The organism is Halorhabdus utahensis DSM 12940 (genome assembly GCF_000023945.1).
GTDB lineage: Archaea > Halobacteriota > Halobacteria > Halobacteriales > Haloarculaceae > Halorhabdus > Halorhabdus utahensis.
The window spans coordinates 758,382-773,196 of record NC_013158.1; the positions used below are offsets into that span (position 1 = coordinate 758,382).

Consider the following 14,815-nt stretch of genomic DNA (forward strand, 5'->3'; position numbering starts at 1 on the left):
TCAGTCGGCCGCGCCGCCGCCGGTGTGACTGCCCATCCGGAGGTTGACGTCGCCGGTGCCGAGCTTGATCGGCTTGCCGACGATGACGTTCTCGGTGACGCCGTTGAGGGCGTCGATCTCGCCGTGGATGGCGGCGTCCAGCAGGTGTGAGACGGTGACCTCGAAGGCAGCCCGTGCAAGGACGGAGTCCTTGCTGCCGGAGATGCCGTGGCGACCGATCGACTCGATGACCCCGTTGTTGGTCATGATGTCGGCGACCAGCATCAGGTGACGGACGTTCACGTCGTCCAGCCCCTGTTCCTCGAGGGTGTTCATCGTCTCCTCGATGATCGACTCGCGTGCCGCCTCGACGCCGAGATTGCTGTAGATCTCGTGGATGTTGTTACACGTCGTCCGCGAGGCGTCGACCCCCTCGATCCCGAGGACGTCGCCGAAGGCCGACCCCTCGGTGTAGAGGACGAACTCCTCGTCGTTCTCGTGGTCCTCGTCCATCTCCTCCTTGCGGATGACGACCCGGGAGACTTCCTCGATCCCTTTGAAGACGATCTCGCGTAACTCCTCGACCAGCTGGAGGAGATCCCGGTAGGACGGTTCCTCTGGGCCGAACTGGATGACCGTCTCCTTGCGCTGGGTTTCGACGCCCAGCTGGGACTCGATCGTGGCGGCGATCTCCTCGGCGACGCTCTCGACGCTGTCGGCCGTCGGCCAGCGCTCCTCGAGCGTGTCGGGATTGAGATCGACCTGAACGAGCATGTCCGCGACGTTCGTCGAGACGTCGCCCAGCGCGAGGATGCGCGTCGCCTCGATCTTCCAGACGACCTCGTGGGCGCGCTCGCGCTCGGTGGCGTACTCGCCGTCCAGATTGACGGTCATCATCGGCGTGTCGGGCTCCTTGCGGGCGTCGACCAGCTCGATGAGCCGCGGTAGCCCCTGGGTGACGTCGATCTCGGCGACACCCGCATAGTGGAAGGTGTTCATCGTGTTGTGAGTCACGACGCCCTGCGCGGTCGTGAACGTCTCCAGACCGGCCACAGAGAAGTCGTATACGTACCCGCTCTCGGGTTCGACGGTCCGGATGGATTCGATCCGTTCCCAGACGACATCGCCGTCGACTGCCCGTTCGAGTGCACCCAGTTGCGGGGGACGTTCCTCGGCCGTTTCGTCGATCTGCTCGACGAGCGAACGGAGACGGTTGCGACCGACTCGCTGGCGCTTGTGGGCGCTATTGACCTGGCGTGATGGGATGCCCGCCGCTTTGGCCGCCTGTTTCAGCGAATCCCCGAAGTTCGGGATCTGATCCGTCGTATCCGGGCCGTCGGTGTCGACGTCGGTCGCCAGATCCTCGAGTTCGTCACCGCGCTCACCGATCATCCCGATGCGATCTGTGAACGCCGGAACGAACTTCTTGGGCACCCGAAGCGTCTTCGAGTCGTCTTGCGTGCCGAACGTCGCGTAAATATCGAATCGTGCCAGCAGAAGCGTGACACCGTCGATCAGTTCGTTGGACGTCGAACTAGCTCGGACGGCGTTTTTGCCGACGTTTCCGTCTCCACTGAAGTATCCTGAAAGGAGCCCCCGGACAAACGAGGACGTTGCACCGAACGCGAAGTCCGGAATAGCCTTCTCGCCGTCTACGGTGCAGACTTCTCGCAGGAAGTCAGCGAGAACGGTTCCATTGACGCGAATGTCGTAACCAGTGGCAAATCCGCTGTCATTCTCGTATTCGTTGACGGAGAGATCGAAGCGCTCCGCGAACGCACGGACCCGATTCTGGAACGTCTCGTCGACGTTCGAGATGGAAACGTAATGATCCGTCAGGTTCCCCTCGGCGAGGAACGCCCCGACGAAGAATCCGGTTTCCTCGTCGAGCGGGAACCGTTCGGGTAGTCCGACCGTTCCCTGGACGGGATAGACAGCGTGTTCCTCGATCTCGCCGGCTTCGAGCGCCTGGCGTTTGTTCCGGATCTGGTCTTCACCGCCCGGGAGCGTCGTGGCCCCACCGTCGGTCAGGGTCGAGGTGTACCAGTAGTCACTCGCCGGGAGATACTCCCGCAGGTCGACGGAATCCTGGCCGTCACTGTCGAGCGAACGGACGACGGGCAACCAGTCGCCTTCCTCGAGATCACTCCCTTCGACAGGGATGACCTCGTTGTCTTCCCGTGTGACAAACGAGTGTGCTTTTGTCGCCCGGATCGTCCGGCCGGATTCGAGTTCGAACTGGAGGAGCTCGTCGGGGGCTTCGTGACGACTTACCTGTTCGAGTGGCTTCCACTCGACGCGCTCGTCAGCCCGGAGAGACGGGACTTCCATCTCTTCGGGCGCAGAGACTACCTCGTGGCCCTCTACAGTCGTGGATTCTCGTACGGACGCGAGACCGTCGACGAGCGAGCCGATCTCGGTCACGTCGGTCTCGCCATCCCGGCGGACGATAACCCTCTCGTCACCAGGAATCGACATCTGGGTGCCGGGTTCCCCGATCGACTGGGCCGAAACCGTCCCGACGGGGTCGAGCGGATCGACGCGCGTGTCGAGATAGCGGGACTCGACGGCCTTGGCGATGTCGTCGGCCTGCTCGACCGTGACGCCGTCGCGGTCCTCGATGGCCTCGTAGACGCGAGTTTTCAGCCGGCGCGGCAGGTCCGTGTCCTCGACGACGGCCGCGATGTCCGTGTCGACGGCCGCATAGCGGTTCATCGGATCGTATTCGGTTGGCGTGTCTGTCATGATAACCACCTCAGTCTCCGGCCTCCGCGTGCCACCACTCGTCTGCGTGTTCCGAGAGGTTGGTCGGACTCGCCTCGCGCTCGAGGAACGTCGCCTTCTCGCTTTCATCGTCGAACTCGGCCTCGACGATCCGCTCGGTGATCGCCTCGACGTCGATGTCGAAGTCCTCGTTGGAGGAAACATCCACGGGCGAGGTGCCGTCCTCGCCGAACTCGAACTGGACGACGGTATCGCTGGTGTCCCGAACGGTGCCGTCGTACTGAGTTTCCAGTTCGGAGAGGGCGTTGATCAGCCGACGCTGGAGGTACCCGGACTTGGAGGTCCGGACTGCCGTGTCGACCAGCCCCTCGCGGCCACCCATCGCGTGGAAGAAGAACTCCTTCGGGCCGAGGCCCTCACGATAGGAGTGCTCGACGAAGCCGTGGGCCTCCGCCGAGAGGTCGTTCTCTTCGAAGTGGCTGAGCGTGCGGTCCTCGTAGCCACGGTTGATCCGCTCGCCGCGGACTGCCTGCTGGCCGACACATCCGGCCATCTGGGTCAGGTTGAGCATCGACCCACGCGCACCGGAGTCGGCCATCACCACTGCCGGGTTGTCCTCGGCGAAGTGGTCCTCGGCGATGTCACCCGCGCTGTCACGGGCCTGGCCGAGCGTCTGCATGATCTTCATCTCCAGGGTCTCGTCGACCGTCCGACCCGGGAGCGATTCGAGATCGCCCTGTTCGTAGGTCTCGATGAGTTCCTGGACGCGGTCGTAGGCGCTGCCGATTGCCTCCTCGACCTGCTCCTGGGCTGCCGGCGGGATCGACTCGTCGTCGATCCCGATCGAGAACCCGAAGTGCATGATCGTCCGGACCGCGAGCGTCGAGACCTCGTTGATGAAGATCCGCGCCCGCGTCTTGTCGTAGACCTTCGCGATCGTGTCGACGATCTCGCCGCCGAAGGCCCCGACTGCGCTGTCGTCGATCGTCCCTTCGAGCAACTGGCCGTCCTCGATGACGACGTCGTCGCCGGCCTCGCTCGTGAATTCGAGGTCGAGGTCGTCCGGCAACAGTTCCGAGAAGATCGACCGACCCGTCCAGTAGGCCCGGCCATCTTCCTCTCCATCAGGTTCCGGCAGTTCGTCGACGTTCGTCGCCCGCAGGAGGTCCAGGGCCTGGGTCTCGTTGAAGTGGGGGTTCTGGTGGGTCAGCAGGTACACCGACGTGATGTGGTCCTGGATCGCCCCGATGATGTTCTCGCCGAAGCGCGGCGAGAGCATCTGTTCCTGGACGCGCATGAGGACGCGAGCCTCGGCACGGGCCTCCTCGTTCTGGAGGGCGTGCATGTTCATCTCGTCGCCGTCGAAGTCAGCGTTGTACGGCGGACAGACGACGGTGTTCAGCCGGAACGTCTTGTAGGGCATCACCACGACCTCGTGGGCCATGATGGACATCCGGTGGAGACTCGGCTGGCGATTGAAGATCACGATGTCGCCGTCGAGCAGGTGGCGAGCCACTTCCCAGCCCGGCTCGACCTTCTCGGCGAGCTCCTCGCAGTTCTTCTCGGTCACCTTGAGCCGCCGACCGTCCGGCCGGCGGACGTAGTTCGCACCCGGATGGGCCTCCGGTCCGTTGGACACGTACTGGCGGGCCTCCGCGAGGTTGCGCTCGTTGACGTTCATCGTCTGGGTCATCTCGCTTGCGACCCGGTCGGGCACCCCGACCTCGTTGAGGCTAAGGGTCGGGTCCGGGGAGATGACGGTCCGGGCCGAGAAGTTCACGCGCTTCCCGGAGAGGCTCCCACGGAAGCGACCTTCCTTGCCCTTCAGGCGCTGGGAGAGTGTCTTCAGCGGCCGTCCGGAGCGGTGTCGGGCCGGCGGCGTCCCGCTGATCTCGTTGTCCATGAACGTGGTGACGTGGTACTGCAGCAGTTCCCAGAGGTCCTCGATGATCAGCTGTGGCGCGCCGGCCTCGCGGTTCTCCATGAACCGCTGGTTGATCCGGATGATGTCCACCAGCTTGTGAGTCAGGTCGTCCTCGCTCCGCTGGCCGTTGTCCAGCGTGATCGAGGGACGGGCCGTCACCGGCGGCACCGGCAGGACGGTGAGGATCATCCACTCCGGCCGGGACGTTTCAGGATTGACCCCGATCGCCTCGAGGTCGTCGTCCGGGATCTCCTCGAACCAGTCCCGGATGTCGCTGGGCATCAGCTTGTCCATGTCCTCCTCGAGGAGGAACGACGACGGACTCTCGATGTCGAGTTCGTCGCCGAGGTGCTCTTCGAGGTCGTTGAACCGATGGAGCGCGCTGCCGATCTCCTGGAGCGCGGGGATGTCATTGCGGTCGGGGCGGTAGGTGTCCGAGAGGAGTTCCCGGATCCGACCGGCGTCGAACCCACCGTCAGTCGCCTCTTCGAGTTCGTCGGGCGTGACTGGCTCACCTTCCGGCGGGTCCATCGCCATGCTGAGCCGCTCGGCGAGTTCGGCGTGGGGAACCTCGATGATCTCGTAGTACGTCGTCGGTTTCTCGTGTTTGACGTCGAACTGCTTTTCGCCGCAGTGGGGACACCGGCTGGCCGAGCGGGCCTGCCGGATCGCGGACTTGAGGACGTCCGAAGGGTCGTTCGAGAGTTCTCGCGCCCGCCGGAGTTCCTCCTTGAATTCGCGTTTCTTGTCCTCGGCAGCGGCCGAAGCCGCTTCGAGATCGACGTTGCCGTCGCCATCAGTGTACTTCGAGCCGTCGACGGCTGTCAACCGCGAACACTCCCGACACGTTCCGCGAAGGAGCCGTCGGATGAGCTTCGAGAAGCCGACGTGGATGACGGGAGCGGCGAGTTCGATATGTCCGAAGTGGCCGTTACACGAGCCCGAGTGTTTGCCACAGGTCTTACACTCCAGTCCGGGGTCGATCACGCCGAGTCGCGGGTCCATCAGCCCCATGTCGATGGGGAAGCCGTCGTCGTCGTAGGTGTCGGCCGTGATGACCTTCGTGGCACTCATATCCCGGTACTCCTCGGGGTTCATCAGCCCGAAGCTGAGACGCCCGATCGACTTGGGTGATTGTCCTGTGCTCATGTTAGACTGCGTCCTCCAGTTCGATCCGCGGAGCAATACCCAGGGCCTTCATCTCGTCCAAGAGGAGTTTGAAGGCGTAACTCATCTCGACCTCGTGGACGTCCGTCTCCTCGTCGCAGTTGGGGCAATACACCCGGCGCTGGTCGACGTTCTCGACGGCGGTCATGCCACACTGCCCACAGACGTGGATCCACTCCTGGTCTGACTCGTCGAGCAGACGCTCCTTGAGCGTGAGTGCTGCCCCGTGACCGATGAAGACGTCGCGTTCCATCTCCCCGATCCGGAGGCCACCCTCGCGGGCACGCCCCTCGGTCGGCTGGCGGGTCAGCACCTGGACCGGGCCACGCGAGCGGGCGTGGATCTTGTTCGAGACCATGTGATAGAGCTTCTGATAGAAGATGTTCCCGACGAAGATCTCGGCCTCGACCTTCTCGCCCGTGATGCCGGAATACATGACCTCCTTGCCCGAGGAGTCGAATCCGTGGTCCTCCAGGGAGTCCCGGAGGTCCTCCTCGTCCTCGCCCGTGAAGGCCGTCCCGTCGACCCGTCGGCCTTCGAGTGCGCCGACCTTCCCGCCGATCATCTCCAGAATGTGACCGACGGTCATCCGCGAGGGAAGTGCGTGCGGATTGATGATGAGGTCCGGGACGACACCTTGCTCGGTGAACGGCATGTCCTCCTGGGGCGCGATGTGGCCGACGATCCCCTTCTGGCCGTGCCGGGAAGCGAACTTGTCTCCGAGTTCCGGGATCCGCTCGTCGCGGACCTTGACCTTCGAGAGCTTCGAACCGTCCTCGCCCTCCATCAGGGTGACCGTGTCGACGACCCCGCTCTCGCCCGATCGCATGGTGACGCTCGTTTCGCGGCGCTTCTGGGGGGAGAGCCCACCCATGTCGTCCGGTTCTTCGAGGAACCGGGGCGGCGAAGTCTTCCCGAGCAGGACGGCGTTCTCGCCGACCTTCGTCTCGGGGTTGACCAGGCCGTCCTCGTCGAGATGCGTATAGGCGTCCTCGCCGCGTGCGCCCCGAACCTCGTCGTCGGGGATCTCGAAGCGATCCTCCTGGCCGCCGGGGTAGCGGCGTTCCTCGCCCTCGTAGGTCCGGAAGAAGTGCGAGCGGGCGAGCGCACGCTCGACCGACCCCTTGTTCATGACGAGGGCGTCCTCGATGTTGAACCCCTCGTAGCTCATTACGGCGACCGTGAAGTTCTGGGCGGCCGGACGGTCGTCGTACCCGATCTGTTCGGTGGTCTGGGTTTTGACCATCGAGAGCTGGGGGTAATGCAGCAGGTGCTGGCGCGTGTCCGGGCGTACCCGGTAGTTCGCGCTCGGGAGCCCCAGACTCTGCTTGATCATCCCCGAACCCATGGTAATCCGCGGGCTGGCGTTGTGCTCGGGGTAGGGGATCATCCCTGCACCGATCCCGAAGATGAGTTGCGGGTCGACTTCGAGATGGGTGTGATTCTCCGTGAGTTCGTCCGTATCGACGGCGACGAGGATGTCCTCTTCCTCCTCCGCGTCGATGAACTCGACGAACCCGCGTTCGACAAGCTCCTCGAAGGTGAGTTCGCCGTTCTCGATGGCGGCGTACTCCTCCTCGGAGATCAATGGTTCGCCGTCCTCGACGACCAGCAGCGGGCGGCGCGCCCGGCCGGCGTCGGCGTTGATGATGACTTCGCCGGTGCGCGGTTTCACCGAGACGTTGACCATCTCGCTGATCTCGCCGCGCCGGCGGGCTCTCCGTACCTGATCGGCGAGCTGGTTCGGTTCGGGATGGGTCCCGACGAGACTTCCGTTGACGTAGACTTTGGCGTCGCGTCCCTGACTCATGTTAATCGTCCGCGGGCTGTTGTGCGGCTGTCTCGATGGCGGGGATGCCCTGGACCCCCATCTCAGCGAGCGTCTGTTTGAGTTCCCGTTCGTCCTCGACGTGCTGGGAGAGCTCCATCGCCTGCGCGAAGTTCTTCACCAGCCCACAGTTGGGCCCCTCGGGCGTCTCCGAGGGACAGATCCGCCCCCACTGCGTGGCGTGAAGGTCCCGCGCTTCGAAGTGTGGCTGTGACCGACTCAGCGGCGAGCGCAGCCGGCGGAGATGGGAAAGCACACCCATGAAGTCGGTCCGGTCGACAAGCTGGCTCACGCCGGAGCGCCCGCCGACCCAGTTCCCGGTCGCGATCGGGTGTTCGAGTCGCTCGGTCAGCACGTCCGACCGGACGACCGTCGAGACCGACAGTTGCCGGTTGCGCATGTTGGCGCGTTCGAGCTGGTACTTCACGTCACGTGCGAGCTTGTTCAGCGCCGTCCGGAAGAGGTCCCGCATGAGGTCGCCCGACACTTTCAGGCGCTTGTTGGCATAGTGGTCCTTGTCGTCTGACTCCCGGCGGTCGAGTGCGAGTTCGAAACACGCCTCGGCCATCCGACAGAGATAGTAGGCCTTGTTGATCCGGGTCTCCTCCTCGTCGATGCCCTCCTCGTGGAGATGGGGCAGAAGGTACCGGTCGATGACGTAGTTGGCCCGCTTGAGCTGGTAGTTCTTGCCCTGTCCGGAGGCGACGCGCTGACCCAGCGTCTCGATGGCTTCCTCCTGGGTCTGGACTTCGGCAGCCTCCAGATTCTCGAGCATGAACTTCACGATCTCGGGATCGTCACTGACCTGGTGGACGATCTCCTCGTCGCTTTCGAGGCCGAGTGCCCGCACGAGTGTCACGAAGTTGACCGAGCCCGAAACGCTCGGGAACGAGACTTCGAGCAGGCCGTCCCGGGTGCGCTCGGTGAGCACCAGCGCACGGTAGCCACGGCGCTGAGAGAACGTTTTGGCGACCTGCACCTCGTCGCCGTACTTCGTGTCGTATTCGGCGAGGATCTTGTTCGGCGCGAGGTCCTCGCTGGTCATCAGGACGCGCTCGGAGCCGTTGACGATGAAGTACCCACCGGGGTCGGCGGGGTCCTCGCCGATGTCGATGAGTTCCTCGTCGGAGAAGCCGGCGATGTTACACTTCTGTGAGCCGACCATGATCGGCATCCGGCCGACCTTGGTCTCGGTCTGGTCGACGACCCGCTCTTCCTCTTCCTCGCCGCCCTTGACGATCGCCATTTCCATGAAGACCGGCGCGGCGTAGGTAATGTTCCGGAGGCGGGCTTCCTGGGGGTACAGCAGTTCCTCGCTGCCGTCGGCCTCCCGGACTCGCGGGGTGACGATCCGGACGTCGCCCAACTCGACCCAGACCGGTTCCTCGCCCTCCTTGTCGCCGATGTCGGTTTCGATGGTGGCTTTCTCGTCGACGACTTCCTGCATGCCCCGGTCGAGAAACGCGTTGAACGACCGGAAGTGGTGTTCGGCGAGTCGATCCCTTGAGAAGTACTCCCGTGATATGGTGCGTCGATTTTCCGTGTCCATGTTATTCCACGACGAGTCGATAGACGACCGCGGTGTCAGTTGTGCGTGAATCCCGAGCGATCTTGATGACGTCACCGACCTCCGCCTCGTCAGGCAAAGCCGGATCCGCGCGTTTGATCTTCGGGAGATCTGTCCGTTTGATGTCGTATTCCCCGAGCACTTCCTCGAGTTCACCGTCGTCGAGAATGGTGTGCTCCGGGACGAGTTCGTGTTGGCTTACATCTACCATGTGTGGGGTGGTTGTATCGACTGGAGAAGGCTGTTCGAGATACTACAGGCGGCTACTACTGGGAGGCATTTAACGCTTGTCAAAACCGCCGGCAACAGCTATCGACGTGTGGGCGTTCTGCGGGCATGTGTTGGTCAACCATGGATAAATGTGTTCTGGTCGGGTACAACCGGGAGCGTAGACGGAAACCACGACAGATCGCCCCACGGCATCCGTCCGCAGTCCGGATCTGTTTGGAAAGCCTTAATAATGGCACCGCGATACGGAGTAGTGTAGCAGGCCCGGATGGTGTAGTGGCCCATCATACGACCCTGTCACGGTCGTGACGCGGGTTCAAATCCCGCTCCGGGCGTATTTTTGCCGAACTCAATTCACGAGCGAGGCGTCTCGTCGCCGAGCGACCCGAGTTCGGCAAATACCTCAAAAGGGATTTGAACACAAGGAGTCGCAGCCCCGCGCAGGCGAGTGGAACGAGCCGAGCAGGAACGTCTCCGCACGGGTTCAAATCCCGCTCCGGGCGCTTCTGCAAATTCAAACAACAAGCGGCGCGTTTCATCGCGCCGCGTGCTGGATTTGCTGTGCGACCAAGAGGGGTTTGAACCCTGCCAGTCGCGCGCAACGAAGTGAGCACGTCTGGCTTCGGTTCAAATCCCGCTCCAGGCGGCCTTTTGTCGAACTCAGCCCACAAGCGAGGCGTCTCATCGCCGACAATTCGGGGCCGAGCAACGAAACGATATCGACAAGGGTCCAGTACCGTCTACTCGTCCATGCTGGCAGCCTGAGCACGGATCTCGTCGAGGGTCGTGCCGTCATAGGAGTTCTCCAGCAGGGCAACGAGTGCGGCGACGCCGAGCGCCTGTCTGACGTCGGGTTCCAGATCAGTATCGGGAGAGGGAGCGTCCGTAAGATCGCCAAGCGTGTCGTCGTCGATATTCAGGATCTCGTGGAGGTCCAGTTCGTCGACGTCGGTGAGGTGTGAGAAGTCCGCGAGGCCGGCCTGAACGTCCGAAAGGAGCTGGTCGTGGTAGGCCACCTCGGGGTCCAGCGGTCGTGCCCCGTGGCGAACCCCCTGGAGATACTGGATCGACGAGCGCTGGAGGAAGCCATCACGGGAATCCTCATCGAAGGTGAGCCGTTCGCCACACCGGTCGCAATAGCGGGCGTCGTCCTCGGTGTCGGCACCACAGTACGGACACTCGATCATGGGGACTGGTTCGACCCTCCCCGTCAATTGCCTTTCGCCGATATGGATTACTGTATTTGTTTGGTGTGGTGGTTGTGGATGAGTTTTCAACAACAACAGGAAAGCCCCAGCCGGCTACGCTCCCGGGCCTCGCTGCGCGCGCTCGCTTCGCTACGCGTGCTTACGTCGGCCGGGTTCGCGTAGCCGGCTGCCCCTTTCAGTCCCGCCCAATTTGGTTTGCCACGCCGGGTGGGACTGAAAGGGGCGTGTCGTTCGACGAGCGAGACGACGCAAGCACCACAGCGAAAGTAGTGAGCGAGGAGCGCAGCGAGTCGCAGCCGTCGAACGACACGGGGCTTTCTTGCTGTTCTCGATGCGCTTCCCCGCAGCTCTCGTCCGAGTTCACGTCCAGAGGCGAGAAGGGTTTTGTACCGCGGCCCGAAACGCTCGGCATGGACCAGCCGGACGAACCCAGCGGCGAACTCCCAGGCATACTCGCCGAGGAGTATTTACAGCGCGAGGCAGGGGTGCGGGCACTGCTTGACGATCTCGATCGACAGGCGCTCGAAGGCGAACACGAGGCGGTGCGCGAACGGATTCGAGGGCTTGCCGAGACCGACCAGGGCGTCTTCTTCACGATCGCACTGAGCCTGACTGGCTCGGCGCAGTTCTTCGGCGACGTCGAGGCCCAGCTCGACGTGACGGCCGCCGATCGGCTCCGGGACCTTGCCGACTCCTATCCCGCCTTGGAGCAGCCGTTCAGCATCGTCAGGCGCGAACAGGCCCACGACCGACAAAATCCGGTGACTGGACTCCAGACGACGACCAGCTATCATGCCGAGGAGGAGTTGCCGCTGATCCGTTACACCGTCTCCTCTGGATCGGTGGATCTCTACGAAGGATGTGAATCGCCGGAGGAGATTCTCGGCGTCGCCACGCAGTTCGTCCAGTCGACGGCCGACTCGCTCGACGCCGCACTCGACGAGGAGTTCTCCGTGAACACCGAGGAGTTGAGCAACCTCATCGACCGCCGGGAAGAGCTCGAATCCGAACTCGACCGGCTGCGCGACCAGATCGACGAACTCCGCCGCCGGCCGATCGGTGACGAGTGAGAGCGTGTAACTGGTCCGACTCAGAGTGCTTCGAGCAACCGATCGACATCCTCGGCCGTATTGAACCCGTGAACCGAGGCCCGCACAGCCTCAGGATACGGCAGTGATCGAACGATGACACCGGCGTCCGCCAGCCGCTCGACCGTGGCTTCGGGATCCCCAGCGTCGAACGTGACCAGGCCCGATTCGTACTCCCGGGGGCTGATGAGCCGCTCGCCGAGTCCCGCCTTCAGCCGGTCTGTCAGTCGTTCGATCCGTGTCTGAACAGTTTCCATCCCGATCGATTCCAGCAGGTCGATCGCCGCGGCGAGGCCGACGTGCGGGGCTGGCGAGGCCGTCCCGAGTTCGAATCGCGGTGCGCCGGTCTTGTACTCGTAGGACGTAGCCCCGGACTCCTCGACACTCCGGTAGCCGATCTGCCGCGGCGCAAGTGCGTCGATCGCCTCGGGCGCGACATAGAGAAAGCCAGCCCCCCAGGGGCCGAGCAGCCACTTGTGACCCGACCCGGCGACGAAGTCCGCGTCCCAGGCCTCGAAGTCGACGGGCCGCTGGCCCGGCGACTGGACGGCGTCGATCAATACTCGCGCCCCAGCGTCGTGGGCGATATCGACTGTCTCCTCGACCGGCAACCGGGTGCCGTGACTCCAGGTGAGAGAACTCATCGCGAGCAGGCGGGCGTCGTCGACGGCAGTCCGGAGTTCGTCGCGGTCGATTCGCCCGTCGGTGGTTTCGAGCGTCCGGACTTCGATCCCGTGGAGATCGGCCATGCGATCGAACGGGAGGACGCCGGCGGGATGCTCCAGATCGGTTCTGACGACCACGTCGCCGGGTTGCCAGTCGATCGACGAGACGATCAGGTTGATGCCGTGGACCGTGCTTGACGTGAGGGCGATCGTCTCCGGCGAAACGCCAAGGAAGGGAGCGATGGTTTCGCGGGCCGCCTCGTAGCTGTCCCAGGCGTGTGGGTAGATTCCCTCGTCGATCGGGGCCTCGAAATTGTGATACTCGATCCAGTCCGTCGTCGCTTCGACGACCGACCGCGGGGCAGGGCTGCTCGCACCGGTGTTCAGGTACGCGGTATCGGTGAGGACGGGGATGTCGTGGCGTAGCGCGTCGAGGTCCATATCGGACGAAGGGGCGGACGCTACGTGAATCCACGGAACAAGCTCGTCCAGTGGTTGTGGTGTGACCTGCCGGAACGCAATTCAGGTGGTGAGTGTTCGATCCTCGACGGTTCGGATTCGCATGGAAGCTGAGCAATAGCAAGTGTGAACTCGCGGGGGTCTCGCGAGGTGCGAGACGTGAGCACCGCGAACGTCTCGAAGCGAGTGAGACCACGCGAGGGAACGAGTGTGTTCGCGCAACGCGCGAACCAGGAGTGGACTCGCGGGGACTGAGCGGCGACATCGTCGCCGCGAGGGTCGAAAGGCGGCTCGCCGCCTTTCGGAATTTGAACAGCGGAAGACGGTCGCCTCGCTGCCTCACGGCGACGCCGTTCGGCTTTCGAGGTCGCTCCGCGACCTCGCATCGCTCGGCGCTGCGACTTCCTGGCTCAAATCCCCGCTCAGACAATCAGGTTTGCGTCGCTCGCGAATTTGCGAGCGACAGCAGACATGGACTCGCGGGGTAGGAGGGATAAATTCGACAGACAGCGTGGGGTTCGTGTTGGGTTCGGTCATGGTCAAAACTCCGAAAGTTGACGCTTTCGCACAGCCATTTTCTCCTGGTCAGTGCGGACATCGTAGTGCTCATACAGCACGTCAAGCGTCACGTCGCACCGTTCGCTCACGATCTCCGGCGAGACGTCCGTATTCAGGTGGTGAGTGATCGATCCCCGGCGGATACCGTGGGGTGATCGCGCCGACGGGCACCGGCTCGGTGATCCATCACTCCCGAGCGCATCGCAGGTGCTCGGGTCGGACGGATCGCGGTCGTGGGGGCAGCCACCGATCCGGCAGGGCTGCGTCAGTCGGTTCACCCACGAATAGATCGTGTCACCGATCGGCCGCCCGTACGGCGTCGTCAACAGCGGTTCGCGGCCGTGATCGTCTGTCACGTCGTACCGATCCGGATTATCCAGATAGTCGTCGATCACCTGGTACGTCGACGGACCGAGGTAGACCCACCGCTCGCCACTCTCGCCGTTCTTGAGCTTGGTTCCCTCGTCGATCCGATGCCGGAGCACGATCGCGTGGTCATCCGGCCGGAGGTCGTCGACGTCGATCGAGCGGAGCGCACCCCGGCGCATCGCGGTCCGCCACAAGATCTCCATGACGACGTGATCGCGGCTCGCGTAGTGGAGTTCGCGAAGATACTCCAGAATGTCCGCCGCCCGATCGGCATCGAGGGCGACGTCTCGACTCTCCGCACCGTCGGGCAGCTCCGGCGCGTGCAACTTCTCGGCGAGTCCCTCCTGGACGGCCTCGACGTCAGCCCAAAATCGCAGGGCGGTCCGAATCGTCGATAGCTGTTTCTGGAGAGTGAGGGCCTTCACGTCACCACGTCTCCAGGCGACGAAATCGGCCAGGTCACGCCCGGTGAGGGTGTTGAGGTTCTCGATCTCGCGCTCCTCACACCATTCACGGAAGAACCGCAAGCGTGTCCGGGCGTTGCGCATCGTACTCTCGCGCACGCTCGGCTCGCGATGCCGGAGGAACCGATCGATTCCCTCCTCCGGGGACAAAGGGGAGAGTTCCTCGCTCACGCCCGGCCACCTCCGCATTTCGACCAGCCGCATTCAGGGCAGAACGGGCAGCCACCGGACGGGTGGACGCGCCCGCTGTTGCACTCGGGGCAGGTCATGGTCATGATCGATACACCTCTCGGGGGCACCTCAGGGGAGGCATATCTGAACCGACCGCCGTGTTGCCCTTAGCTAAATCCGGGGTGTTTCCGGATTTCCGGATTGAACGGTATTTGGCGAATATCGACAAGTAATAGCGCTGAAATGCAGATACTCTCAGTTTCCGGGTAGTTTCCGGGTAGGCGATACCGCCCGGCGGGAGTGCCGGGGTGACTTTTTGTCGCGGGGTTGGTGGTCTCATTCGGGTCGCTCCTAAGAGCGACACCCCGGCCGACTGGCACCTCGGCGGGCAACTCCTTTTCGCGGCCCTGCGCGTG

9 protein-coding genes and 1 tRNA gene are annotated in these 14,815 nt (G+C 63.5%); 2 read left to right on the forward strand and 8 right to left on the reverse strand.

What is annotated here, in order from left to right; genetic code table 11:
• Genes HUTA_RS03830 through HUTA_RS03850 form a run of 5 tightly spaced genes read right to left on the reverse strand, consistent with a single transcriptional unit; the run spans position 1 to position 9,400 of the window.
• Positions 1-2,832, reverse strand: a complete 2,832-nt coding sequence (locus HUTA_RS03830) for a DNA-directed RNA polymerase subunit A'' (RefSeq protein WP_394295029.1) — start codon at positions 2,830-2,832, stop codon at positions 1-3.
• Entirely contained in the window at positions 2,735-5,776 is a 3,042-nt protein-coding gene (locus HUTA_RS03835; protein ID WP_015788546.1) for a DNA-directed RNA polymerase subunit A', read from the reverse strand. The genes HUTA_RS03830 and HUTA_RS03835 overlap by 98 nt, the downstream gene beginning before the upstream one ends.
• Position 5,777: 1 nt before the next feature.
• Entirely contained in the window at positions 5,778-7,604 is a 1,827-nt protein-coding gene (gene rpoB / locus HUTA_RS03840; RefSeq protein WP_015788547.1) for a DNA-directed RNA polymerase subunit B, read from the reverse strand.
• Position 7,605: 1 nt separating this feature from the next.
• Positions 7,606-9,171 carry a DNA-directed RNA polymerase subunit B'' gene (locus tag HUTA_RS03845; protein ID WP_015788548.1) on the reverse strand — a complete coding sequence of 522 codons (1,566 nt, stop codon included), beginning with the start codon at positions 9,169-9,171 and terminating at the stop codon, positions 7,606-7,608.
• A 1-nt stretch (position 9,172) separates the two neighbouring features.
• Positions 9,173-9,400: a DNA-directed RNA polymerase subunit H gene (locus HUTA_RS03850; RefSeq protein ID WP_015788549.1), complete on the reverse strand. Its 228-nt coding sequence runs from the start codon at positions 9,398-9,400 to the stop codon at positions 9,173-9,175.
• Between the two features lie 279 nt (positions 9,401-9,679).
• On the opposite strand from HUTA_RS03850, the gene HUTA_RS03855 reads away from it, so the two are divergent.
• Positions 9,680-9,752 (forward strand) — tRNA-Asp (locus HUTA_RS03855).
• 405 nt (positions 9,753-10,157) lie between these two features.
• Here HUTA_RS03855 and HUTA_RS03860 read toward each other — a convergent pair.
• A complete protein-coding gene (locus HUTA_RS03860) occupies positions 10,158-10,604 on the reverse strand; it encodes a zinc ribbon domain-containing protein (protein ID WP_015788550.1) in 447 nt (148 codons plus the stop codon).
• 431 nt (positions 10,605-11,035) lie between these two features.
• On the opposite strand from HUTA_RS03860, the gene HUTA_RS03865 reads away from it, so the two are divergent.
• Positions 11,036-11,695, forward strand: a complete 660-nt coding sequence (locus HUTA_RS03865; protein ID WP_015788551.1) for a hypothetical protein — start codon at positions 11,036-11,038, stop codon at positions 11,693-11,695.
• A gap of 20 nt (positions 11,696-11,715) precedes the next feature.
• Here HUTA_RS03865 and HUTA_RS03870 read toward each other — a convergent pair whose 3' ends face one another.
• Both HUTA_RS03870 and HUTA_RS03875 read right to left on the reverse strand, forming a co-directional pair.
• Positions 11,716-12,819, reverse strand: a complete 1,104-nt coding sequence (locus HUTA_RS03870) for an aminotransferase class V-fold PLP-dependent enzyme (RefSeq protein WP_015788552.1) — start codon at positions 12,817-12,819, stop codon at positions 11,716-11,718.
• Positions 12,820-13,376: 557 nt separating this feature from the next.
• Entirely contained in the window at positions 13,377-14,399 is a 1,023-nt protein-coding gene (locus tag HUTA_RS03875) for a tyrosine-type recombinase/integrase (protein WP_049941410.1), read from the reverse strand.
• Positions 14,400-14,815 lie beyond the last annotated feature (416 nt).

Coding starts and splice junctions, on each gene's coding strand:
- HUTA_RS03835 (WP_015788546.1), bottom strand. CDS start 5,776: ATGAGCACAGGACAATCACCCAAGTCGATCGGGCGTCTCAGCTTCGGG.
- HUTA_RS03865 (WP_015788551.1), top strand. CDS start 11,036: ATGGACCAGCCGGACGAACCCAGCGGCGAACTCCCAGGCATACTCGCC.
- HUTA_RS03850 (WP_015788549.1), bottom strand. CDS start 9,400: ATGGTAGATGTAAGCCAACACGAACTCGTCCCGGAGCACACCATTCTC.
- rpoB (WP_015788547.1), bottom strand. CDS start 7,604: ATGAGTCAGGGACGCGACGCCAAAGTCTACGTCAACGGAAGTCTCGTC.
- HUTA_RS03860 (WP_015788550.1), bottom strand. CDS start 10,604: ATGATCGAGTGTCCGTACTGTGGTGCCGACACCGAGGACGACGCCCGC.
- HUTA_RS03830 (WP_394295029.1), bottom strand. CDS start 2,832: ATGAAAGCGAGAAGGCGACGTTCCTCGAGCGCGAGGCGAGTCCGACCA.
- HUTA_RS03870 (WP_015788552.1), bottom strand. CDS start 12,819: ATGGACCTCGACGCGCTACGCCACGACATCCCCGTCCTCACCGATACC.
- HUTA_RS03845 (WP_015788548.1), bottom strand. CDS start 9,171: ATGGACACGGAAAATCGACGCACCATATCACGGGAGTACTTCTCAAGG.